Source organism: Streptomyces sp. SAS_270 (assembly GCF_052543295.1).
In genome coordinates this window covers 1-21,501 of record NZ_JBMNDS010000060.1, presented here as the reverse complement: position 1 = coordinate 21,501, position 21,501 = coordinate 1, and the positions used below count along the sequence as shown (strand labels likewise).

Here is a 21,501-nt window from a genome sequence, read left to right as displayed (position 1 = left end):
CCGGTCAGCGGCTGACGGCGGCCGAGCCGCCGTCGACGAGTGCCTCGACCTCGGTGAGGGAGGCCATGGAGACGTCCCCCGGGGTGGTCATGACGAGGGCTCCGTGGGCCGTGCCGTAGGCGAGGGCACGCTCCAGGGAGGCGCCCGTGAGCAGTCCGTGGATCAGGCCGGCGGCGAAGGCGTCGCCGGAGCCGATGCGGTCCAGTACGTGCAGAGCGGACATCATCGGGCCGGGGACGAACCCCGCCTGCGCGGACCAGGCCGCCGACGCCCAGTCGTTCACACCCGCGGAGGGGACCTCCCGCAGCGTCGTCGCGAGAACCTGGGCCGCGGGGACCGTGGCGGCCACCTCCGCCAGGGCGTCCGGTACCCCCTCGGGAGGGACACGTACATCGCCCGGGTACCGCCCGGTCAGACCCAGTGCGCCCACCACGACGTCCGCATGGCGGGCGAGCCGCAGGTCGACCTCGCGTGCCCGTTCGGCACCGCCCCGGCCGTCCCACAGGCTCGGGCGGTAGTTGGGGTCGTAGGAAACCGTGACGCCGTGCCGGCGTGCGGCCGCCATGGCCTCGTCCGCCACGTCCACCGTGGTCTGCGACAGCCCCGCGAAGACACCGCCCGTGTGGAACCAGCGTGGGCCCGAGGCGAAGACCGCGTCCCAGTCCACGTCCCCCTTCCGCAGCTGGGAGACGGCCGTGTTCGCGCGGTCGCTGACGCCCAGCGCACCGCGCACTCCGAAGCCGCGCTCGACGAAGTTGAGCCCGTTGCGAGCGGTACGGCCGATGCCGTCACCCGGCACCCAGCGGATCAGCGAAGTGTCGACGCCACCCTGCAGGATCAGGTCCTCCACGAGCCGGCCCACCGGATTGTCGACCAGGGCCGTCACGACGGCCGTGCGCAGGCCGAAACAGCGCCGCAGACCTCGTACGACGTTGTATTCGCCGCCGCCCTCCCAGACCTGGAAGGTCCGGGCGGTGCGGATCCGGCCCTCGCCCGGGTCGAAGCGGAGCATCACCTCGCCCAGCGCGATGACGTCGGCGCCTTGGACGGTCACCGCTCGCTCCTGTCCACGGCGGCGGCCGTCATCCGGCGGATCTCGTCGTAGTCGCCGCGCTCCAGGTGCGCGGGCGTCGCCATCCAGCTGCCGCCGACGGCGAGGACGGCGGGTTCGGCGAGATAGTCGGCAAGGCGGTCCTCGCCGATGCCGCCGGTCGGCACGAAGCGTATCTGCGGGAAGGGAGCCCCGAGCGACCGAAGCATCCGCAGGCCGCCGAGCGGCTCGGCGGGGAACAGCTTGACGGTGTCGAGGCCTGCCTTCAGGGCGAGCATCAGCTCGGTGGCGGTGGCGATGCCCGGCACCACGGGCACCCCCAGCTCCCGGCCCTTCGCGACGACCTCCTCGTCGAAGCCCGGCGAGACCAGAAAGCGGGCCCCCGCCGCCACGGCCCGTTCCGCCTGCTCGGGGGTGAGGACCGTGCCGGCGCCGACGGTCAGCCCGCCGTGCGCGGCCATCGCCTTGAGCGCGTGCTCCGCGTCAGGGGTGCGGAAGGTGACCTCGGCGCACCGGGCGCCGCCCGCCGCGAGTGCGTCGGCGAGCGGGCCGGCGGCCGCGGCGGACGGGACGGTCAGCACCGGCATGAGCCGGGCCCCCAGGAGCACGGTGGCCAGATCGGCGGTCATCGGCCGAGCCATCCGCCGTCGACGGGCAGGGTCACGCCGTGGATGTAGGCGGCGGCGTCCGAGGCGAGGAACACGGTGGCGCCGGCCAGATCGTCCGCCTGGCCCCACCGTCCGGCGGGGATGCGGTCCAGGATGGCCTTGCTGCGGGCCGGGTCGTCCTGCAGGGCCTGGGTGTTGTCGGTGGCGATGTAGCCGGGTGCGAGGGCGTTGACGTTGACGCCGTGCGACGCCCACTCGTTGGCCAGCGCCTTGGTCAGTCCGGCGATACCGTGCTTGGCGGCGGTGTAGCCGGGGACGGTGATGCCGCCCTGGAAGCTGAGCAGCGACGCCGTGAAGATGACCTTCCCCTGGCCGCGGGCCACCATCGACGCCCCGACCGCCCGGGTCAGCGCGAACTGCGCACTCAGGTTGACCTGGAGCACCAACTCCCAGTCCTCATCCGAGTGTTGGGCTGCGGGCGCGCGTCGGATGGTGCCCGCGTTGTTGACCAGGATGTCCACCGGGCGCTCACGTCCGGCCAGGTCCGCGCCGAGGGCTCGTACGGCATCGGGATCGGCGAAGTCGGTGCGGATCGCCTCGAACGTACGGCCCGCGGCGACCACGTCCTTCTCCACCGCGCTGCCGGACTCCTCCAGCGAGGCACTCACCCCGATGACGTCCGCTCCGGCCTCGGCGAGTGCGCGGGCCATGGCCCGCCCGATGCCGCGCCGGGCGCCGGTGACGACTGCGAGCTTGCCCGTGAGGTCGAAGGCGGTCATACGGCGACTCCCTGAGCGTTGTCGTTGGTGGTGCAGTCGACGAGGATCTTCATCACGTTGCCGCCGCCCTCCAGGGCCTCGAACGCGGCGGGCGCCTGCGTGAGCGGCACGACCTTGCTGATCAGCCGCTCCGCCGCAATCGTCCCGTCCGCGACCAGCGCCACTGCCGTCTCGAAGTCGGAGCGGTCATACAACCGGGCCCCGATGAGGGTCAGTTCGCGCCAGAAGAAGCGGTGCAGGTTGATCTCGCGGGGCCTTGGGTGGATGGCGACGAGGCAGAGACGGCCGCGCACGCCGAGCACCTCCACCGCCGTGTCCACGCCGCCTGCCGCACCGGACACCTCGAAGGCGACGTCCGCGCCCGCGCCGGAGGTCCACTGCCCGACGGCCTCCGGCACGTCCACGTCGGCCGGGTCCCAGCTGGTCAGCCCCAACTCCTCGGCCAGCAGCCGACGGTGGGCGCTCAGTTCCACCACCCGGACTTCGGCGCCCGCGGCCCGCGCGACCAGCGCGATGAGGATGCCGACCGGGCCGCCGCCGACCACCACGACCTTCTCACCCTCGGCGACCTCGGCCCGGCCCACGTCGTGCACGGCAACCGCCGTCGGTTCGACGAGCGCGGCCCGGTCCAGGGGAAGGGAGTCCGGCAGCCGGATCAGCGTCGAGGCAGGGACAGTCCACCGCTGCTGCATCGCACCCGGCGAGTCGATACCGATGAAGTCCAGGTTCTGACAGATGTGCTGATGGCCCTTCAGGCACGCCGGGCAGGTACCGTCCCAGCGCAGCGGCATCACCGTGACTGCGTCACCGGGCTGCCATCCCTCGACGCCCGGGCCGACGCGCACGACACGGCCGGACATCTCGTGTCCCAGGACGGCGGGTGTGTGGACACGGGCGTCCATGTCACCGTGGAAGATGTGCAGGTCGGTGCCGCAGATGCCGACGTAGGCGGGGGCGAGCTGCACCTCGCCGGGACCGGGCGGCGCACTGAGCGCGGGGGCCGTGTCCAGGGTGCGGGCGGCGGTGTAGCGAACAGCGAGTGTCATCGTGGGGTCAGGGTCCCTTCGGCGCGGACGCCTATGGTCAGCAGCAGGTTGGCGTAGGTACGGATGTCGGCGGTGACGACGGTCAGCGCCAGGTCGGGGGAGCGGGCCGCGTCGTAGAACTCGAAGCGGCCGAGCGTTTCGACCTGAACGGGCGCCAGCATGGAGCGGTACTCGGCGATGGCGGGCGGCTCCGGTTCACCCTCGGGCGGCACCATCACGTGTGCCGACTCGACAGGCAGGGCCCGCAGCAGGACGTCGAGCACGGTGGTGACGTCCAGCAGGCCGGGGGCGAGGTTGAGGTGGACGGTCCTCGCTCGCTCAGCGGTGGCGGTGCTCGCCGGGTAGTGGCCGTCGGCGAGCAGGACGCGGGCGCCGTGGCCCGCTCCGGCCAGGGCTTCGAGCATGCCGGGGTGCAGCAGTTCGGTCAGGAGCACGGCGTGCCCTCCTCCGTGTCGGGTGACAGGCGGTAGAAGTCGGTCGCGGTGCCGACGAGAACCGCCTCGGTCTCGTCGGCCGAGCAGTCGGCGAGGAGTTCCTCGACGGCGGCTGCCCAGCGGTTCCAGCCGCCCGCGAGGACGCAGACGGGCCAGTCCGAGCCGAACATCAGGCGGTCGGGGCCGAAGGCGGAGAGCAGGATGTTCCACACCGGCCGGAGATCGTCGACCGTCCACTTCTCGTGATCGGCCTCCGTCACCAGACCGGACACCTTGCACCGCACCTGGGAGTGCGCGGCCAGCCTCCGGAGGTCCCGTTCCCAGTCGTCCAGCGCGTGCTGGGCAATGGGCGGCTTGCCCGCGTGGTCCAGGACCAGGGGCAGGTCCGGGAGACGCTCGGCGAGGCGGACCGCCTGCGGCAGCTGGTGACTGCGGACGAGCACGTCGTAGCCGAGTCCGCGCTCCGCCGTCGCCCGCAACCCCTGTTCCACGGCCGGTCGTTGGAGCCACTGCGGATCGGATTCGCCCTGCACGAGGTGCCGCACGGCACGCAGATGGCGGCCGCCGGGCCCCGCCAGCAATTCGTCGAGTACGTCACCGACCGCAGGGGAGGTCGGATCCGCCCAGCCGACGACCGCCCCGATGAGCGGGTCCTCGTCGGCCAGGGCCAGCAGTTCACGGGTCTCGGACACGGACGTCACGCACTGGACGACCACCGTGCTGCCCAGACGGCGTCCGGCGATGCTCCGGGTCGCCGACGTGCGCAGGTCCTCGGGAGCGAAGGCACGGCGGATGGGTTCAAGGCCGGGTTCGTTCAGCCAGGGCTGCGAACGGTGGTCGAGGTCCCACACATGGTGGTGGGCGTCGACCAGGTGCGGTGTGTCAGACACGGGCGGACCAGACGGGGCCGTCGGGGTATGTGTACTCCTTCAGCGACTCCGGGTGCATCTGCGCCCCGAGTCCGGGCAGGGCGGGCGCCACGTAGTGGCCGTCGGTGATGTGTACCGGGTCGACGAAGTGCTCGTGGAGGTGGTCGACGTACTCGATGACGCGGTCCTCGACCGTGCCGGAGACGGCGACGTAGTCGAACATCGACAGGTGCTGCACCATCTCGCACAGACCGACGCCGCCGGCGTGCGGGCAGACCGGCGTCCCGAACTTCGCGGCGAGGAGCAGGATCGCGATGTTCTCGTTCACCCCGCCGACCCGTGCCGAGTCGATCTGCACGATGTCCACCGCGCCGGCCTGGAGAAGCTGCTTGAAGACGACCCGGTTGGCGATGTGCTCGCCGGTGGCGACCTTGATCGGGCCGACGGCCTTGCGGATGGCGGCGTGGCCGAGGATGTCGTCCGGGGAGGTGGGCTCCTCGATCCAGTACGGGTCGTAGGGGGCCAGGGCGCTCATCCACTCGATCGCGGGACCGACGTCCCATCTCTGGTTGGCGTCGACGGCGATGCGGATGCCGTCGCCGACCGCCTCGCGAGCGGTGCGCATGCGCCGTACGTCGTCCTCCAGCGACGCGCCGACCTTCAGCTTGATCTGGGTGAAGCCGTCCGCGACGGCCTCCCGCGCCAGGCGGGCGAGCTTCTCGTCGGAGTAGCCGAGCCAGCCGGGGGTGGTGGTGTAGGCGGGGTAACCGCGCTCCAGCAGACGGGCGATGCGCTCCTGGCGGCCGGGCTCGGCGCGGCGCAGGATCTCCAGCGCCTCCTCGGGGGTGAGGGCGTCGCTGAGCCAGCGGAAGTCGACCTGTGCGACCAGATCCTCCGGTGGCATCTCGCCGAGGAAGCGCCATACGGGCTTGCCGACCCGCTTGGCGGCCAGGTCCCAGGCGGCGTTGACGACCGCGCCGGTGGCCATGTGGATGGCGCCCTTCTCCGGGCCGAGCCAGCGGAGTTGGGGGTCATGGACGAGGGAGCGCGAGAACGCTCCGAGGTCTGCGCAGACCTCCTCGACGGACAGGCCGACCACGTGCGGAGCGAGGGCCGCGACGGCAGCCGCCTGGACGTCGTTGCCGCGGCCGGTGGTGAAGGCCAGCGCGTGGCCTTCGAGTCCGTCCGTGGCGTCGGTGCGCAGGATGACGTAGGCGGCCGAGTAGTCGGGTTCGGGGTTCATCGCGTCCGACCCGTCCAGGTGCTCGGACGTCGGGAAGCGTACGTCGAGGACGTCCAGGGCGGTGATGCGGGCGGATGCGGACACGGCTGAGGGCATGACGGCAACTCCTGTGAGAGCAGGCGGGCGGACGGCCACCTGTGACGGGGTGGGGAACGGCGCGGGGAGTCCGGCGGCAGGGGCCGCGCGGGTCACTCCTGGACCTTGCCGCCCGTGATGCGGGAGATGATCAGCGCGACCAGGATGATGAGGCCGTTCAGGGCGCCGATCCACTGGGCGGGAACGCCACCCAGGGTGAGCACGTTCTGGATCATGAAGAGGAGCAGGATGCCGCTGAACGCCCCGAACATGGTGCCCTTGCCGCCGTTGAGGCTGATCCCGCCGATGACGGCGGCGGCCATGACGGTGAAGATGTAGCCGTTGCCCTGCGCGGAGGCGACCGAGGCGAGGCGTCCGGACAGCAGCAGTCCGGCGAGGGCGGCGAGCACGCTGCCGGTGACGATGACGATCCACAGCACCCGGTCGGTACGGATGCCGGCGGCCTTGGCGGCGTCGACGTTGCCGCCGATGGCGTACAGCGATCGGCCGAAGCCGGTCCAGCCGAGGACGACGATGGCGACGGCGAACAGGACCAGGCAGATCCAGATGGAGGCCGGCATCCCGAACCACTCGGCGGTGCCGAGATAGAGCATCGATTCCGGCAGTTGGAAGAAGGTCTGGCCGCCGGAGATACCGGTGAGGACGCCGCGCAGCACGATCAGCATGCCGAGGGTGACGATGAAGCCGTTGAGGCCGAAGCGGATGATCAGCAGCGCGTTGACCACACCGACCAGGGCGCCCACGGCGAGGGTGAGGGGGATGGACCAGGCACCTGGCAGGAGTCCCAGGCCGTGTCCGGCGCCCGCCGGCACAACCATCCAGGCCGCGACACCCGGAGCGAGGCCCATGGTGGACTCCAGCGACAGGTCCATCTTCTTGACGATCAGGATCATCGTCTGTGCGAGGACCAGCAGCGCGATCTCGGACATGGTCTGCAGGACATTGATGAGGTTGTCCGTCTGCAGGAAGACCGGGCTCACGATCTGGCCGACGACCGCGATGACCACGATCGCGGGGACGAGCGCGAGGTCCCGCAGCCTGGCCACGGGTATCCGGCCGCCGAACAGGCCGGTCCGCTTGGCGCGCGGCTGAGCGGCCTCGAGGGCGGACGTGTCCGCGAGGACGGTTTCAGGCATGGAAATCCACTCCTTCCATCGCGGCCACCAGGTCGTGGTCGTGCCAGCCGCGGGCGATCTCTGAGGTCACTCGGCCCTGGAACATCACCAGGACCCGGTCACACATGCGCAGGTCGTCGAGTTCGTCGGAGGCGATGAGCACCCCGGTGCCGGTCTCCGCGGTCTCCTCGACCTTGCCCAGGAGGAACTCCTTGGAGCGCACGTCCACGCCGGCGGTCGGGTTGATCAGGACCAGCAGCCGGGGGTCGTCGGCGAGGGCCCGGGCCATGACGACCTTCTGCTGGTTGCCGCCGGACAGCGAGGAGACGGGCAGCTCGGGGCCGGGCGTCTTGATCGCCAGGTTCTCGATCATGCCCTCGACGAGCCGGTCGCGACGGCTGCGGTTCAGGAACCCGTTGCTGCCGATCCGGCCGGGCACGGACAGGGTGGCGTTGTCCGCGATCGACATGTCGGGCACGAACCCCTGGTGGTGCCGGTCCTGCGGGACGAACCCGGCGCCCGCGGACAGCGCGGCCGGCACACTGCCCTGCCGTGGCCGCCTCCCGGCGATCTCCACCTCCCCGGATTCGGCGCCGCGCAGTCCTACGACGGTCTCGGCGACCTCCGTACGACCGCTGCCGGCGGCCCCGGCGAGGCCGACGATCTCGCCGGCGCCCACCTGGAACGTGACGTCGTCGTAGGTCCCGCTGCTGAGTCCTCGGACGCTCAGCGCGGCCGGGACGGCGGCGTCCAGGGTGCTCGCACGTTCCTCGCGCCGGCCCGCGGCGGCCTCTCCGGTCATGGCGGCGACCAGGTCGGCGCGGGGAAGGTCCGCGACCGGCGCGGTCAGGATGTGCCGGGCATCCCGGAACACCGTCACCATGTCGCAGATCTCGTAGATCTCCTGGAGGTGGTGACTGATGAACAGGAAGGTCACGCCCTGGCGTTGCAGGTCGCGGATCCGGTCGAAGAGCCGGTTGATCGCGGCGCCGTCGAGCTGGGCGGTCGGTTCGTCGAGGATGATGAACCGCGCGCCGAAGGACAGTGACCGGGCGATCTCGACGAACTGCCGCTGTTCGACGTTGAGATCACCGGCCGGGGTCTGCGGATCCACGTCCACGGACCAGGTCGACAGCAGCTCCTGGGCCCGGCGGCGCACCCCCTGCCAGCTGATCAGCCGACTGCGCGCGTGGTCGTGCCGGTTGAGGAAGAGGTTCTCGGCGACGGTCAGCGTCGGGATGATCGTCGACTTCTGGTACACGCAGGCGACGCGCTGACGCCAGGCGTCGCGGTCGCTGAGCCGCGGTGCCGGGGCACCGCCGAAGGTGACCGTTCCCTCGTCCGGCGCCTGGAGACCGGTGAGGACGGACACCAGGGTCGACTTGCCGGCTCCGTTGCGGCCGACGAGCGCGTGGGTCTCGCCGGGCCTGATGGTGATCCGGGCGCCGTCGAGGGCGACCGTTGGACCGAATCGTTTGACTATGCCCGTCGCCTCGACGACAGGCGGGTCCGCCAGGACCCGCCCACCGTCCACCGGGGCGGGCACGGGGGTGACTGCTCGCTCCCCGTTGCTCATCTCAACCGCCTTGTGTTCGTGAGCCGTTGCATGGTTGGCAGCGGTCAGCCGAGGTTGTTGCCCCACAGGGACGTGTCGCCGCTCTTGAGGCTGGGAACGCCGCCGTAGGTGCCGCCGTCTGCGGTGACGAGCGGGGCGGAGAGCTGGTCCTCCAGCAGACCGGCGCGGACCTGGACGATGGTGCTGTCATGGTCGGTCTTGCCGGGCTTGAACTTCTTCCCGTCGATCGCGGCCTTGAGGTAGTACAGGGCGTACTTGGCGTAGAGGTCGGCGGGCTGCGAGACGGTGGCGTCGATCTTGCCCGCGGTGATGGACTTGAGCTCCTGGGGGATGCCGTCGTTGGAGACGACGAAGACGTGCTTCTTGTCCTTCGGGCCGACCAACAGGCCCTTTTGCTTGAGGACTTGGAGCGTGCCGGACAGGGCGAAGCTGGACTGCATGTAGATGCCCTTGATGTCCGGGTGGGCGGTGAGGTCGGTCTGGAGCTTCTGTGCGGCGACGGCGCCGTCCCAGTTGGTGGCCTCACCGAACACCTTGATGTCCGGGTACTTCTTCTTCATGCAGTCGTTGAACGCTTCGGTGCGGTCGCGGCCGTTGATGGAGTCCAGGCCGCCCTCCAGCATGACGACCTTGCCCTTGCCGTCGAGCTTGGTGCCCAGGTACTGGCAGGCCTTCTCGCCGTAGGCGCGGTTGTCGGCGCGCACCACCATGAAGACCTTCCCGCTGTCCGGGCGGGTGTCCACGGTGACGACCGGGATCTTCTTCGCCTCCAGCTGCGCGAGGGTCGGCGCGATGGCGGCGGTGTCCTGCGGGGCCATGGCGATGCCCTTGACGCCCTGGCTGATGAACGTCTGGGCGTTGGCGGTGAGCTTCGCGACGTCGTTCTGTGAGTTGGTGGTCTTGAGCGAGAGGCCCAGCTGCCCCGCGTACCTGGGCGTGTACTTGATGTAGGAATTCCAGAAGTCGGTGTCGGAGCGGGGGTAGTCCACGCCGACCAGTGACTTGCCGTCGGACGAGGCCGCGGTGCCGGAGCCGCCGCATGCGCTCAGCAGAGCCATTGCGGTCAGGGCGGAGGCGGCGGAGCAGAGGGCGGTTCTGAGTCTCATCGGTACTTCCTCGCGCTGGTCCCGAAGCGGGAGATGTTTCGCCGGAGCGACAGCCGTATGCAGCTGTCGCGGAGAGATGGGATGTATTTTTAGATGAGCCGGGGAGCCTTGTCTACCCTCTCGTGCGAGCCAGGTAATCGTTGCAGCTCAGGTGACCTTGCCGTCGAGGGTGGGCGGCTCTAGGTGTGAATCCATCCCATCAATCACGCGGGGTGTTGACCTTGATCCGGCCATCTGTCTTACGGCAGACATGCCATGTTTGATGGTCGGGAAATGGCTTGAAACTGCGCAAATAGGGCAAAACGCCTGGTCAAGTCCTGTCTTACATCCCTGCACGCCCGTTGACATCCACGGGGCACATGGTCGACCTTCATGCGTAACATCCGGCGCCCCAGTACCTCAGAGCGCGCCGGTCCTGACTTTCCCCTGCCTTCCCCCCGCCCCCTTCCGCATCAGGGATGTCCTATGTCGAGTTCGATCAACCGACGCCACTTCCTGGCCGGTGCCACCTGCGTGGCCGCGGTCGCCGTCGCCGGAGGCGTGTTCGGCACTGCCGTCGCGCAGGCGGCGACCGGCACGTACACGCCCGACTGGAACTCGGTCGACCGGCACACGCCGGCCCCGGAGTGGTTCCAGGACGCGAAGTTCGGGATCTACTTCCACTGGGGCGCCTTCAGCGTCCCCGCCTTCGACAACGAGTGGTACCCGCGCAACATGTACGACGCCGGCAGCAACGCCAACCGGCACCACATCGCGACCTACGGCCAGCCCTCTGCATGGCCGTACCACAACTTCATCAACGGAGCGAAGGACCTGGCGGGCAACACCGTGAAGTTCGCGCCGAAGCTGAAGTCGGCCGGCGGGAAGTTCGACCCCGACGAGTGGGCGCAACTGTTCGTCGACGCCGGCGCGAGGTTCGCCGGCCCGGTCGCCGAACACCATGACGGATTCTCGATGTGGGACAGCCGGGTCAACGAGTGGAACTCGGTGGACAAGGGCCCGGGCCTGAACCTGCTGCAGCTCTTCACCACAGCCATCCGCGCCAAGAACCTCAAGCTGCTGGTGGCCATGCACCACGCGTACCACTTCAACGGCTTCTACGAACACGTCCCCGTCCAGACGGACAGCAGCCTCAAGAAGCTCTACGGGCAGCTGGGCTCGGCCGCGGAGAACCAGCTCTGGTTCGACAAGCTGAAGGAGGTCATCGACCGCTCCCAACCCGACATCCTCTGGCAGGACTTCAAGCTCGACGCCGTCGACGAGACCCAACGTCTGAACTTCCTGGCGTACTACTACAACCAGGCGGACAGCTGGGGCCGTGAGGTCGTCGCCACGTACAAGGACGGCATGCACGGCAAGGGTGAGGTCTTCGACTACGAGCGCGGAGGTCCCGCCGAGCTGACCGCCCCCTACTGGCTGACCGACGACAGCATCTCGAGCAGCAGTTGGTGCTACACCCAGGGCATCGGCTACTACACCACCCAGCAGATGCTGCACTCGTTCATCGACCGGGTCAGCAAGAACGGCAACATGCTGCTGAACATCGCACCGATGGCCGACGGCACCATCCCCCAGCAGCAGAAGGACATCCTGCTCGGCATCGGCGACCATCTGAAGCGCTTCGGCGAGTCGGTGTACTCGACCCGCGCCTGGACGGCCTACGGCGAAGGACCGACCAAGATGGGCGGCGGTTCGTTCACCACTCCCCATGCCGGTACCGCGCAGGACATCCGCTTCACCCGCAACAAGGCCGGCAACGTTCTGTACGCCACCGTCCTGGGCTGGCCCGGCAGCTCGCTGACGATCAAAACCCTCAACTCGGACCGGATCAGCCTCTCGTCGCTGACCTCCGTGAAGCTGCTCGACTCGACCGCGGGCACGTACATCGACCTGCCCGCGCCCACACAGAACTCCTCCGGCCTCGCGGTCACGCTGCCCTCCTCGGCGCCGTACAGCGCCAACGCCTACGTCCTGAAGCTCGCCTTCTCCGGCGACATCCCCGGCCTGCGGCCCCTCATCGGCGCCGCGGGATACAGGGACGTCAACTACTCCGGCACCAGCGCCGCGCTCGCCGTCGGCAACTACACGGCGGACGAACTGACCTCGGCCGGCCTGGGCGCCCTCACCCTCTCCTCCCTCCAACTGGCCCCCGGCTACCAGGTCATCGGCTACGCGGGCGACAACTTCAGCGGCACTTCCTGGACCTTCACCGCCGACAACCCCGACCTCCGGGTCACCGGCAACAACGACAAGGTCACGTCGCTGAAGGTCCAGTTCAAACCGGCGGCCTACTTCCGCATCACCAACGTCACCGACGGCCTGGCCCTGGACAGCGGTGGCAACGTCGCCTCCGGTTCCAATCTCAAGCAGTACACCTGGGACGGCAGCCCCAACCTGCAGTGGCAGGCGGTGGAAGTCGGAGGCGGCTACTACAAGCTGGTCAACCGCGCCAACGGCATGGTCGCCGACGGCTGGGGCGCCACGTCCGACGGGTCCGCGGCCAGGCAGGCCGCTTGGAACGGGGGCGCCAACCAGCAGTGGACGATCACCCACCGGGGCGGCGGCACCTGCTCGATCGCCAACCGCAATACAGGCCTGGTGCTCGACGGCGCCGGCAACGTGGCCTCGGGATCCGTCACCAAGCAGTGGACGTACGGCAGTAGCACCAATCTGCTGTGGACCTTCACGACCCTCTGACCGGCACGGAAGGGAAAGCGCGATGGGCCCCGCACGAGGGCGGGGCCCACCTTGTCAGCGTGCGGCACTGCCGCCCAACGCGGAGAGCGCCGACTGGTAGGCCGGTTTCTTGTTGCCGCCCCGGTCGAACAGCAGCGGGTTCTCCCCGCTGCGCCAGGAGTCGCTGTCGCGGATGCCCCACACGGTGATGCCGGTGCAGCGCGGCACGTTCATGCAGGCCCTCACCGTGTTCGCGTACGCGCCCGTCGGCGCCTGTGCGATGTCGAGCTCGGTGATCTGGACGTCCACGCCGAGGGCGGCGAAGTTCGACAGCGTCGTCCGGAAGCTCGACGGCGGACCGCCGGCGCCGAAGTGGGACTGGAAGCCGACGCAGTCGATGGGCACGCCGCGGGCCTTGAAGTCGCGCACCATACGGTAGACACCCTGGGTCTTGGCGTCGCTCCAGTTCTCGATGCTGTAGTCGTTGTAGCAGAGCTTGGCCGCCGGGTCGGCTGATCGTGCGGTGCGGAAGGCCTGTTCGATGAAGCCGTCGCCCAGCAGGTTCTGGAAGACCGAGGAGCGGTGCCCGCCGCTGCCGCCGTCGGCGAAGGCCTCGTTGACCACGTCCCAGGCGTAGATCTTGCCCTTGTAGTGGTTCATCAACGTGGTGATGTGGTTGTTCATCACGCTGCGCAGGGTGTTCGCGTCCCCGATGGAGCTCACCCAGCCGGGCAGCTGCGAGTGCCACACCAGGGTGTGTCCGCGCACGCGCTGACCGCGGGCCGACGCGCGGTTGGCGATCTGGTCGCCGGGGCCGAAGTTGAACGATCCGCGGGATCGCTCGGTCGTGTCCCACTTCATCTCGTTCTCGGGCGTGACCGAGTTGAACTCGCGGTCCAGGATCGCGCTGTACGTGCCGTCGCCGAGCCTTCCGGCGGCCACCGCGGTCCCGAAGTACCGTCCGGACTGGGCCGCTTGGGCGCCCAGTGTGGATGCCCGGACGGCGTCGGGCACTTCGGGCGCGGCGTTCGCTGCGCCCGGCGTCACCAGGGCGACCACGGCCAGCAGGGACAACACCGAGGCTCGGCGACGACCGAGCCGGTTCAGTGGGTTCATGGTTCTCCTCGTACGGGTTGGTGGGGGGTTGGGTGGTGCTCGGTTCAGGGCGTGGACAGTTCGAACCGCGGGATGCGGACCGCGCCGCCGAGTGCCTGGGTGGCGTGGCTGAAGAGTGCGAATCGGTAGCCCATGAAGAACCGCCAGTCGTTGCCCATGGAGAAGGCGGGGCCGAGGCGGGTGAAGTTGGTTCCGTCGGTGCTGTAGGAGAAGGTTCCGGGACGTGGTGCGCCGGGGCGGATGTCCGCGGTCGCGCGCAGCCGGATACGGCCTCCCGGGACGGCGGCGCTCGCGAGCTCGGTGCCGGTACTGGTGGTGTTCCAGCTGCCGTCCATGGTCAGCCCGCCGACCATCACCACCCGTGTCACGCCGCCGTCGCGCTTGAGGCCGATCCACGCGGAGGAGTCACGCAGCAGCGCGAGTCCGGCCCGGTCGCCGTCCCGCATCGCCGAGTGGTCGAGGTCGACCGTGGCGGTGGAGGTGGGGCCCTGGATGCGGTGGGTGAGCGTATTGCGGGCCCAGTACAGGTCGTTGGTGACGGTCGCGGTGCGCAAAGTCAGTCCATTGCCGAGCGACCACTTGGTGTTGTCGGGGTTGTGGTTCCACTCCCAACTCGGGTTGAGGCCGGTGCCGTCGAACGTGTCGACGCCGGTCATGGGGGCGACCTGGCGGGGCGGAGGGGGCACGGCCGGGCTGGGATACGACGCGCCCCAGGCGCCGTTCACCAATTGAACGACGGGCCAGCCGTCCGAGGTCCAGGTGACCGGCGCGAGGACCGGTACCCGGCCGCCGGGATAGGCGTCCACGAAAGCCATGTAGTACCAGGCGCCGCCCTGCGTCTGCACCAGCCCGCCCTGGTGCGGGACGCCGCCGCCGGCGATCGGCCCGCGCAGGTCGAGAAGGACCTGCCGCATCGTGTAGGGGCCGAAGGGGCCGCCCGACGACTTGAGGACGTACTGTCCGTTCGCGGGGCGGGTCAGGAAGATGTAGTACTGCCCGTTGATCCTGTAGAACCGGGAGCCTTCGAGGGTGCCGACACTCGACGGCGTGGTGAACACCTGCCGGCTACGGACCTGGCTGCGGCCGTCGGAAGAGAGCTGGGCCACGCTGATGGTGGTGTTCCCGTACGCCACGTACAGGGTGTCATCGGTGTCGACGAGCAGCCCCGCGTCGTAGTACGGCGTACCGATCGTCGTGAGCCGGCTCCACGGCCCCTCGACGGCGGTGGCGGTGTAGACGTAGGTCCTGGCGAAGTCGATCTGGCCGAGCCAGTAGAACGTCCTGTTGCTCGGCCGGTAGGCCAGCGACGATGCCCAGACACCCCGTACGTAGCCACGGGCCCCGTTCAGGTCGTACTTGGAGCCGAAGTCGAGGACGGGCACCGAGTGACCGGCGATCTCCCAGTGCACCAGGTCGTACGAGCGCAGGACCGGTGCGCCCGGCGAGTAGTGCATCGTCGAGGCGGAGGCGTAGTAGGTGGCGCCGACGCGGATGATGTCGATGTCCGCGAAGTCCTGCCAGATGACCGGGTTCGTGTACGCCGGGGCGGCCGCGAGGAGCGACTCCGGCACGGGAGCGGCCGCTGCGGTCCCGGAGGCTGCGGCCAGAGGCAGGAAGGCACCGGTGAACAGGCCGGTTCCGGCGACCAGCGCTCGGCGGCGGTCCATTGGCTGACGAGAGCATGACATATCCATGTGTCGTTCCCTCTGCCGGTGATGCGCTTCGGTGGATGGATCCCGTGACGTTCGAGGTTGCGAACGGTTGTCGACGGGTGAGCATTCTGGATGGTAGGTGGTTGAGAGCTCCCGTCAATATGTTGCGCATGATTCGTCAGTAGCATCGAAATGTTTCGCACCGCTACGCGCTGGTCGGGTGCGGTGACGGAGATTTTTGGGCAGCGGGCAGAGTTGACAGCCTCACGAATCTCCCTAATATCCGTCACATCGACGATTCGAAAGTGGATCGAATGCCGAACAATCCGTGAGTGTCATGCACATGACATGAGTGCGCAGTTGAGCGACAGTCATCCACTGTCTTGTGTCGGCCTGCCGACGACAGCACCGCCCGCCAGGTGCTCGCGAGAGTCGTAGGCGTCCCAGTCGACGGTTCCCGCCGCGAAAGGGGCCGATGGCGCCCGGGCGGTCAGGCGTGGGCTTCGCGTCCGGCACTCCCGCGGCGGACCCCTGTCCGCCTATGGCGATGCTCCAACAGAAGGGGAGTTGCACGATGGCAAGGACAAGATCCCTCTTATGGCCGGTCCTGGTCGCGGTGCTGGTCGTCCTGAGCATGGGCGGTACGGCTCTGGGTCGCGGCCAGGACGTGAGCACCCCGCTCGGGGCCTCCGGCCCGGCCGCCGCGACCGTCAGCACCGCTGCCGCGAGCGCCGGATGCGGCAAGACCCCCAGCCTGACGAGCGGCACGTACACGATCCAGAGCAGCGGCAAGAACCGAAGCTTCATCCTGAAGGTCCCGGACGGCTACGACCGCAACCACCCCTACCGGCTGGTCTTCGGGTTCCACTGGCTGGGCGGCACCTCCACCGACGTCGCGACGGGCCGCACCGTGGAAACGGGCACCTGGGCCTACTACGGGCTCCAGCGGCTGGCGAACAACAGCACCGTCTTCGTGGCACCCCAAGGCCTCGACAACGGCTGGGCCAACTCCGGCGGGGAAGACGTCACCCTCGTCGACGACATGATCAGGCGGATCGAGGCGGACCTGTGCGTGGACACGACACAGCGCTTCGCCCTGGGCTTCAGCTACGGCGCCGCCATGTCGTACGCGCTCGCGTGTTCCCGGGCGACGGTCTTCCGCGCGGTCGCCGTCCAGAGCGGTGGGCAGCTCAGCGGATGCAGCGGCGGCACCCAGCCCATCGCCTACCTCGGGGTGCACGGCATCAGGGACAACGTCCTCGGCATCTCCGGCGGACGTACGCTGCGGGACAGGTTCGTCAGGAACAACGGCTGCGCCGCACAGAACCCGCCCGAGCCTTCGCAGGGCAGTCTGACGCACCGGGTGACCGCCTATTCGGGGTGTTCGGCCGGGCATCCGGTCGTCTGGGCGGCGTTCGACGAAGGACACATCGCCGCTCCGCAGGACGGAGCCGCTGGTGACAGCGGCTCCAGGACCTGGCTGCCGGCAGAGGTGTGGAAATTCTTCACGCAGTTCCAGACCTCCAACCCTCCGCCGGGAACCGCGACTTGCCGGGTCGCCGACACCATCAGCGCGTGGAACTCCGGGCTGACCTCGAACATCACCATCACCAACACCGGCTCCACCGCGATCGACGGTTGGTCGCTGGCCTTCACCCTGCCCGGCGGCCAGGGCATCACCTCCGGATGGAACGCCGACTACTCGCCCACCTCCGGCCGGGTGACGGCCAGGAACGTCTCCCACAACGCCACCATCGCCCCCGGCGCATCCGTCGACATCGGCTTCCAGGCCGTCCACACCGGCGATACCTCCCCGCCGACCTCCTGCACCCTCAACGGCACTGACTGCGCCGTCACCACAGGGAGTTCACCGAAATGACGTGGATTGGCAACGGGTGTGCTCGCGATGCAAGCACGGCCTGAATGTAAAGCGTTTCGATCCTCTTCGAAATGATTGACGCTTCCAGACACCTCGGCAAATGTCTTCTCTTCAGGTGGACCCGAAGTGCGCAAGTGCTGAACGGCGCGCTACGGGTCGGCCTGAAAACTCACAGCGGACGGGCACCAGGGACGGGTTGTCACCAGACGTGGGGAGAGGCTTGTGACCGAGTGGATATTGGCATTCGACGCCGACTGCCGATTCTGCGAAGAAGTGGTGGACCGGGTTCGCGCGTCCGTGGACGGCACGTTGACCATCGCGGGCCTCACCGAACCCCGTATTCGCGGCCTGCGCACGCGTGCCCTGGGGGATGGGGCCGAGTGGGCCCCGACCTTGTTGGCGGTCAACGGCGACCGTGTGCGGGCCTGGACCGGAACCGCGCTGTCCCTCCGCCTGGCGCGGCTGTTGGGCCCGTCGGACTCGCTGCGGGTGGTGCGTGCGCTCCGCGACGTCGATGCGCTGCGGCCCCCGAGCCGTCGAGGAATCCTCAAGGCCGTGCCGGGGCTGGCCCTGGGAACGTTTCTGCTCACCGGCGGTCTGGCAGCCTCACCCGCGCAGGCTGTGACCCGCGCCAAGGGCAGCAAGGCGTCGCGATGGGTGAAGGCCAACCGTGACCGACTGCCCATCCGCTACTCCGAGTTCGCCGCCTACCCCGCGGACTATCGGCGCGCCATCTACGGCGCGCTGTCCGCTTCGGCTCGCAGCGATCTGTGGGTGGCGCACTTCGCGAACCACCGGAAGGCACACCCCGGTCTGTCGGCCGAGCAGTCCGCCGTCCTCGACGACGCCACGCGGCTGGCACCGCAGATCATCGCGGGCCGCCGGCAGGGAGCAACCGAAGGGTTGGAGACGGCGGTTGCGGCGGCGTTCGGCGAGAGTGAGGCGCGGGCGATTCTCATGACGCTGGGCCCTGCCGACACGCAAGGCGCGGCGCCTCGGAGCACTGAGGGCAGCCAGGTCATGGACTGCAATTCCCAGTGCGCGGGGACCGGAAGCTGCGACATGGTGTGCTACTCCTCACCGTGGTGGTGCAACTGGACCGATTACGGCTGCGGTCCCCTGTGGCTGGGCCCGTGCAGCGGGGTTTGCGCCCCCTGAGGCCACCCGGGGTCGATGAATGCCTCCACTCGTCCGCGCGCGGTCGAGGAGAACTTCGTGTGTGCGCTGCTCCGGAACTGACCACGGCTCCAGAATTCGACTGCGAGCGCTTCTGACCCCTCGGGTCCCGGCACGAGCGCCCTCAGGAAGTTACTTGAGTTACGCAACAAGATGGTAAAGTGTTGCGTATGTCCACACCACCCCTGGGAGCCGGTCCCGCATCGCCGGAAGTGACCGAAATCGAGCGGGCCCTGACCCGTGTCACGTACCTGGGCAGCCGGGCGCGGCAGCATGAACGGCTGATGGCACTGGCCGGCGTCCCGCTCGACCGGGCCGCGGTGGCGCTGCTGCGGCAGATCGCGGACACGGAGTCGCTGCGCCCGGGGGAGCTGGCGAACCGGCTCGGGGTGGAGGCCTCGCACGTGACCCGGCAGGTGCAGCAGCTGCAGAAGTCGGGATACGTCACACGCGTGCCCGACCCCGACGACCGTCGCGCGCAGCGCATCGAGCTGACGGACTCCGGGCAGGACGCCGTGGACCGCATCCGCGAGGCGGGTACCCGTGGCATGCAGATGGCCCTGGCCGACTGGTCTCCCGAGGAGCTGCGGCAGCTGGCGACCCTCTTTCACCGCATGGTCGACGACTTCCTCTCCGCCGCCGCCGAGCTCGACAAGGGGACCACCGAGCCGGCGGGTACTGCCTGACCCCCTCGACCCCTCGACGGTCCCTCGGCGCCTCGGTGTGCGTCCGGCCCACTCAAGTGGCGTCGGGCACCCCGGCGTTGACAGCTCGCCGTACCTGACGGGCGATCAGGGCGTAGACCTCTCGGGCCTTTTCGTCGTCGGTGCCGTCGTACCCGTGATCCGCTTCCGGTACGTCGTAGTGCTCGACCAGCGCTCCCGCCTGGCGAAGGCGGTCGGCGTACCGTACGCCCTCGGCCTTGAGCAGGTCGTACTCCGCCGTGACCACCAGGGCCGGGGCGATGCCTTTCAGGTCGGTGGTGTCCGACGGATGGGCGGGCGACACGAGCCGGTCGGCGCGGTCCCGCGGGTCGGGCACGTACGACGAGTCGAAGACCTCCGCCATCCACGGGCGCAGCAGCGGCTTGGCGATGGCGGCCCGCTTGTCCTTGGCACTCGTCGCGAGATCGAGCGGGGGATAGTGGAGTACCTGGAGCGCGAGTGAGGGCCCGCCCTCCTCCAGGGCCTGGCGGGCCACCGCCGCGGCGAGACCGCCTCCGGCGCTCTGGCCGCCCACGGAGAGCCGAGTCCCGTCCCAGCCGTTCTGCTCGCCGTGCGCGGCGACCCATCGAACGACCTCGTACGCCTGCCGCGGCGGGGCCGGAAACCGGTGCTGCGGGGCGACCACGTAGTCCACGTTGATCACGACGACGCCCGCCTGTGCGGCGAGGAAGCGGCAGAGCGGGTCGTCGATCTCCGTCAGAGGCATGACGTATCCGCCACCGTGGAAGTTCACGTGCACCGGCGGGGGCGGGCCTTGCGTTGCCGGCGTGTACACCGTGGCCCGGGCCGGGGCGACCGAGGTGGGGACCGTCAACTCGTGGACAGTGCGCGGGAATTCGGGGAGACGGGTGTGGTGCGAGGCCGCGGAACCGCGACCCGCTGAGCGTCGGTCCGCCAGCACGGCGAGACGTTGCATCGACTTCGCGGCGATGGAGGCCACCGCAGGCCGGGCCAGGAGAGACATGCGGCTCCGTTCGGTCGAGTCCGCTCGGTCGGTGAGCTGATCACCGAACCGATCGCTGGGTTGATTGCCGAGTCCCATTATCAGGATTCCTGGCAATTAAGTGGGTTGAAGGTAGCACGGCGGCGATGCCATGGGGCCGCGTGCAAGGCGGCGCACCGCGTTGCGCAGGTGCGCGAGGGAATGAGGGGAGGCTTCGCGCGTCACCTCGAGGTCGGCTGCATGGCGTCGGTAGGTGGCCGAAAAGCGGCCTCGGTCGGGATTGGCCTGTGAGTGCCTAGGGAGGTGCTGTGAAGTCAACAGAATTGTTGACAATCGAGAATGCGGGCCCCTACGTTCGCAAGTGCAAGATCAGCGGGCCGGACGACATGCGCCGGTCCGGAGTCGCGTAGGGGAGAGGCAACCGTGAAGCACAGGGCAGTGAAGCGCAGGACCGTCGTCATGGGGCTCGGCGCAACGGCCGGTGTCGCGGCCGTCGGTGGCATCGCCTTGAACGCCCAGGCGTCGGGCACGAACGGGTCGACGGCCGCGGACGCCCTGGTGTTCGACAAGGACGCCTATTCGGAACTGACCACCACCATCGCCACGGACGCCGGCGACAAGTCGGTGAAGTACCACTTCTACAAGGCCGTCACTTACGTCACCAAGCCGGTGGACGAGAAGTACCAGAGCCTGATCGTCAGCGTTCCCGTGGAGATCGACGGCACGGCCGTCGACGCCACCCACGCCCCCATCCTCTTCGCCAACTCGGTGGGCGGCTACATGCCGTCGTCCGTGGCGGACGCCACCGGCGTGGGCGGCGCAGGCATGACCGGCATGCCCGGCGGCGGTGCGCCCGGCGCCTCGGCGAGCGCCTCTGCCGGCGCTTCGGCCTCCAGCGGCACGGGTGAGGTGCAGTCCGGCGGCAACGCGCAGGTCAACGCCCAGGGCGGAATGGTCGGCAACGCCAAGCTCGCTCTCGCCGCGGGATACGTCGTCGTGGAGCCGGGAGCGCGCGGCCGCAGCCTCACCGACGCGGACGGCACCTACTACGGCACCGCCCCGGCCGCCATCGTGGACCTGAAGGCAGCCGTGCGGTACGTGCGCGCGAACAAGGGCCGCATCCCCGGCAACACCGACCGGATCGTCTCCTCCGGCACCAGCGCCGGCGGCGCGCTGTCCGCCCTCCTCGGGGCGTCCGGCGACAGCCCGCTCTACGACAAGTACCTCAAGGAGCTGGGCGCGGCGGACGCGAGCGACGCGATCTTCGCCAGCGGTGACTGGTGCCCCATCACCGACCTGGAGCACGCCGACAGGGTCTGCCGCACGATCGGGTGACATCTGAACTGGCTTGCCCTGTGGGGCGGGTGGGAAGGATGTCGCTGTGCCCAAGCCTTATCCGGAGGAGTTCCGC

At 69.2% G+C, this 21,501-nt stretch carries 16 protein-coding genes and 2 pseudogenes; 5 read left to right on the top strand and 13 right to left on the bottom strand.

The annotated features are described in order from the left end of the window. Positions 1-4: 4 nt before the first annotated feature. The 10 genes from ACN6LB_RS31665 to ACN6LB_RS31620 all read right to left on the bottom strand — a co-directional run bounded on the left by ACN6LB_RS31665 (position 5) and on the right by ACN6LB_RS31620 (position 9,923). Positions 5-1,054 (bottom strand): sugar kinase, encoded by a 1,050-nt coding sequence (locus tag ACN6LB_RS31665; RefSeq protein ID WP_445028843.1) that lies wholly within the window; start codon positions 1,052-1,054, stop codon positions 5-7. Further along, a complete protein-coding gene (locus ACN6LB_RS31660; protein ID WP_445028842.1) occupies positions 1,051-1,680 on the bottom strand; it encodes a bifunctional 4-hydroxy-2-oxoglutarate aldolase/2-dehydro-3-deoxy-phosphogluconate aldolase in 630 nt (209 codons plus the stop codon). Before ACN6LB_RS31660 ends, ACN6LB_RS31665 begins: the two co-directional genes overlap by 4 nt. Then, positions 1,677-2,438 carry an SDR family oxidoreductase gene (locus ACN6LB_RS31655; protein WP_445028841.1) on the bottom strand — a complete coding sequence of 254 codons (762 nt, stop codon included), beginning with the start codon at positions 2,436-2,438 and terminating at the stop codon, positions 1,677-1,679. The genes ACN6LB_RS31660 and ACN6LB_RS31655 overlap by 4 nt, the downstream gene beginning before the upstream one ends. After that, the gene (locus ACN6LB_RS31650; RefSeq protein ID WP_445028840.1) at positions 2,435-3,484 is read right to left on the bottom strand and encodes a zinc-dependent alcohol dehydrogenase; all 1,050 of its coding nucleotides are present in this window, start codon (positions 3,482-3,484) and stop codon (positions 2,435-2,437) included. Before ACN6LB_RS31650 ends, ACN6LB_RS31655 begins: the two co-directional genes overlap by 4 nt. Further along, a complete protein-coding gene (locus ACN6LB_RS31645) occupies positions 3,481-3,918 on the bottom strand; it encodes an RbsD/FucU domain-containing protein (protein ID WP_445028839.1) in 438 nt (145 codons plus the stop codon). Before ACN6LB_RS31645 ends, ACN6LB_RS31650 begins: the two co-directional genes overlap by 4 nt. Then, positions 3,909-4,808, bottom strand: a complete 900-nt coding sequence (locus tag ACN6LB_RS31640; RefSeq protein WP_445028838.1) for an amidohydrolase family protein — start codon at positions 4,806-4,808, stop codon at positions 3,909-3,911. Before ACN6LB_RS31640 ends, ACN6LB_RS31645 begins: the two co-directional genes overlap by 10 nt. Further along, positions 4,801-6,126 (bottom strand): enolase C-terminal domain-like protein, encoded by a 1,326-nt coding sequence (locus tag ACN6LB_RS31635; RefSeq protein WP_356143751.1) that lies wholly within the window; start codon positions 6,124-6,126, stop codon positions 4,801-4,803. Before ACN6LB_RS31635 ends, ACN6LB_RS31640 begins: the two co-directional genes overlap by 8 nt. 92 nt (positions 6,127-6,218) lie before the next feature. Beyond that, positions 6,219-7,262, bottom strand: coding sequence for an ABC transporter permease (locus ACN6LB_RS31630; protein ID WP_445028837.1), 1,044 nt, complete (start codon positions 7,260-7,262; stop codon positions 6,219-6,221). Continuing rightward, positions 7,255-8,817 carry a sugar ABC transporter ATP-binding protein gene (locus tag ACN6LB_RS31625; protein WP_445028836.1) on the bottom strand — a complete coding sequence of 521 codons (1,563 nt, stop codon included), beginning with the start codon at positions 8,815-8,817 and terminating at the stop codon, positions 7,255-7,257. Before ACN6LB_RS31625 ends, ACN6LB_RS31630 begins: the two co-directional genes overlap by 8 nt. 44 nt (positions 8,818-8,861) lie before the next feature. Beyond that, a complete protein-coding gene (locus ACN6LB_RS31620) occupies positions 8,862-9,923 on the bottom strand; it encodes a sugar ABC transporter substrate-binding protein (RefSeq protein WP_445028835.1) in 1,062 nt (353 codons plus the stop codon). 465 nt (positions 9,924-10,388) lie between these two features. On the opposite strand from ACN6LB_RS31620, the gene ACN6LB_RS31615 reads away from it, so the two are divergent. Beyond that, on the top strand, positions 10,389-12,620 hold the full coding sequence (locus tag ACN6LB_RS31615) for an alpha-L-fucosidase (RefSeq protein WP_445028834.1): 2,232 nt from the start codon (positions 10,389-10,391) through the stop codon (positions 12,618-12,620). A 60-nt stretch (positions 12,621-12,680) separates the two neighbouring features. Here the strand turns inward: ACN6LB_RS31615 and ACN6LB_RS31610 are convergent. Further along, a pseudogene (locus tag ACN6LB_RS31610) lies at positions 12,681-13,715 on the bottom strand (endo-1,4-beta-xylanase); the annotation flags it as partial. Between the two features lie 44 nt (positions 13,716-13,759). Continuing rightward, entirely contained in the window at positions 13,760-15,382 is a 1,623-nt protein-coding gene (locus ACN6LB_RS31605; RefSeq protein ID WP_445028833.1) for a glycoside hydrolase family 43 protein, read from the bottom strand. A gap of 559 nt (positions 15,383-15,941) precedes the next feature. Between ACN6LB_RS31605 and ACN6LB_RS31600 the strand changes: the two genes are divergently transcribed. The 3 genes from ACN6LB_RS31600 (at position 15,942) to ACN6LB_RS31590 (ending at position 19,108) form a co-directional block, all read left to right on the top strand. Beyond that, a complete protein-coding gene (locus ACN6LB_RS31600) occupies positions 15,942-17,246 on the top strand; it encodes a cellulose binding domain-containing protein (RefSeq protein ID WP_445028832.1) in 1,305 nt (434 codons plus the stop codon). Between the two features lie 222 nt (positions 17,247-17,468). Further along, positions 17,469-18,404, top strand: coding sequence for a bacteriocin fulvocin C-related protein (locus ACN6LB_RS31595; protein WP_445028831.1), 936 nt, complete (start codon positions 17,469-17,471; stop codon positions 18,402-18,404). Positions 18,405-18,592: 188 nt separating this feature from the next. Further along, a complete protein-coding gene (locus ACN6LB_RS31590; protein ID WP_445028830.1) occupies positions 18,593-19,108 on the top strand; it encodes a MarR family winged helix-turn-helix transcriptional regulator in 516 nt (171 codons plus the stop codon). Positions 19,109-19,160: 52 nt separating this feature from the next. Here the strand turns inward: ACN6LB_RS31590 and ACN6LB_RS31585 are convergent, their stop codons facing one another. Beyond that, complete coding sequence (locus ACN6LB_RS31585; RefSeq protein WP_445028829.1) at positions 19,161-20,111, bottom strand: alpha/beta hydrolase fold domain-containing protein; 951 nt, start codon at positions 20,109-20,111, stop codon at positions 19,161-19,163. Between the two features lie 347 nt (positions 20,112-20,458). On the opposite strand from ACN6LB_RS31585, the pseudogene ACN6LB_RS31580 reads away from it, so the two are divergent. Beyond that, positions 20,459-21,401 (top strand): annotated as a pseudogene (locus ACN6LB_RS31580) (subtype B tannase); the annotation flags it as partial. Between the last annotated feature and the right edge of the window lie 100 nt (positions 21,402-21,501).

Excerpts from the sequence above, each read along its gene's own strand:
- ACN6LB_RS31660 (WP_445028842.1), bottom strand. The coding sequence starts at position 1,680 with ATGACCGCCGATCTGGCCACCGTGCTCCTGGGGGCCCGGCTCATGCCG.
- ACN6LB_RS31655 (WP_445028841.1), bottom strand. The coding sequence starts at position 2,438 with ATGACCGCCTTCGACCTCACGGGCAAGCTCGCAGTCGTCACCGGCGCC.
- ACN6LB_RS31650 (WP_445028840.1), bottom strand. The coding sequence starts at position 3,484 with ATGACACTCGCTGTTCGCTACACCGCCGCCCGCACCCTGGACACGGCC.
- ACN6LB_RS31635 (WP_356143751.1), bottom strand. The coding sequence starts at position 6,126 with ATGCCCTCAGCCGTGTCCGCATCCGCCCGCATCACCGCCCTGGACGTC.
- ACN6LB_RS31630 (WP_445028837.1), bottom strand. The coding sequence starts at position 7,262 with ATGCCTGAAACCGTCCTCGCGGACACGTCCGCCCTCGAGGCCGCTCAG.
- ACN6LB_RS31625 (WP_445028836.1), bottom strand. The coding sequence starts at position 8,817 with ATGAGCAACGGGGAGCGAGCAGTCACCCCCGTGCCCGCCCCGGTGGAC.
- ACN6LB_RS31620 (WP_445028835.1), bottom strand. The coding sequence starts at position 9,923 with ATGAGACTCAGAACCGCCCTCTGCTCCGCCGCCTCCGCCCTGACCGCA.
- ACN6LB_RS31615 (WP_445028834.1), top strand. The coding sequence starts at position 10,389 with ATGTCGAGTTCGATCAACCGACGCCACTTCCTGGCCGGTGCCACCTGC.
- ACN6LB_RS31605 (WP_445028833.1), bottom strand. The coding sequence starts at position 15,382 with ATGGACCGCCGCCGAGCGCTGGTCGCCGGAACCGGCCTGTTCACCGGT.
- ACN6LB_RS31600 (WP_445028832.1), top strand. The coding sequence starts at position 15,942 with ATGGCAAGGACAAGATCCCTCTTATGGCCGGTCCTGGTCGCGGTGCTG.
- ACN6LB_RS31590 (WP_445028830.1), top strand. The coding sequence starts at position 18,593 with ATGTCCACACCACCCCTGGGAGCCGGTCCCGCATCGCCGGAAGTGACC.
- ACN6LB_RS31585 (WP_445028829.1), bottom strand. The coding sequence starts at position 20,111 with ATGTCTCTCCTGGCCCGGCCTGCGGTGGCCTCCATCGCCGCGAAGTCG.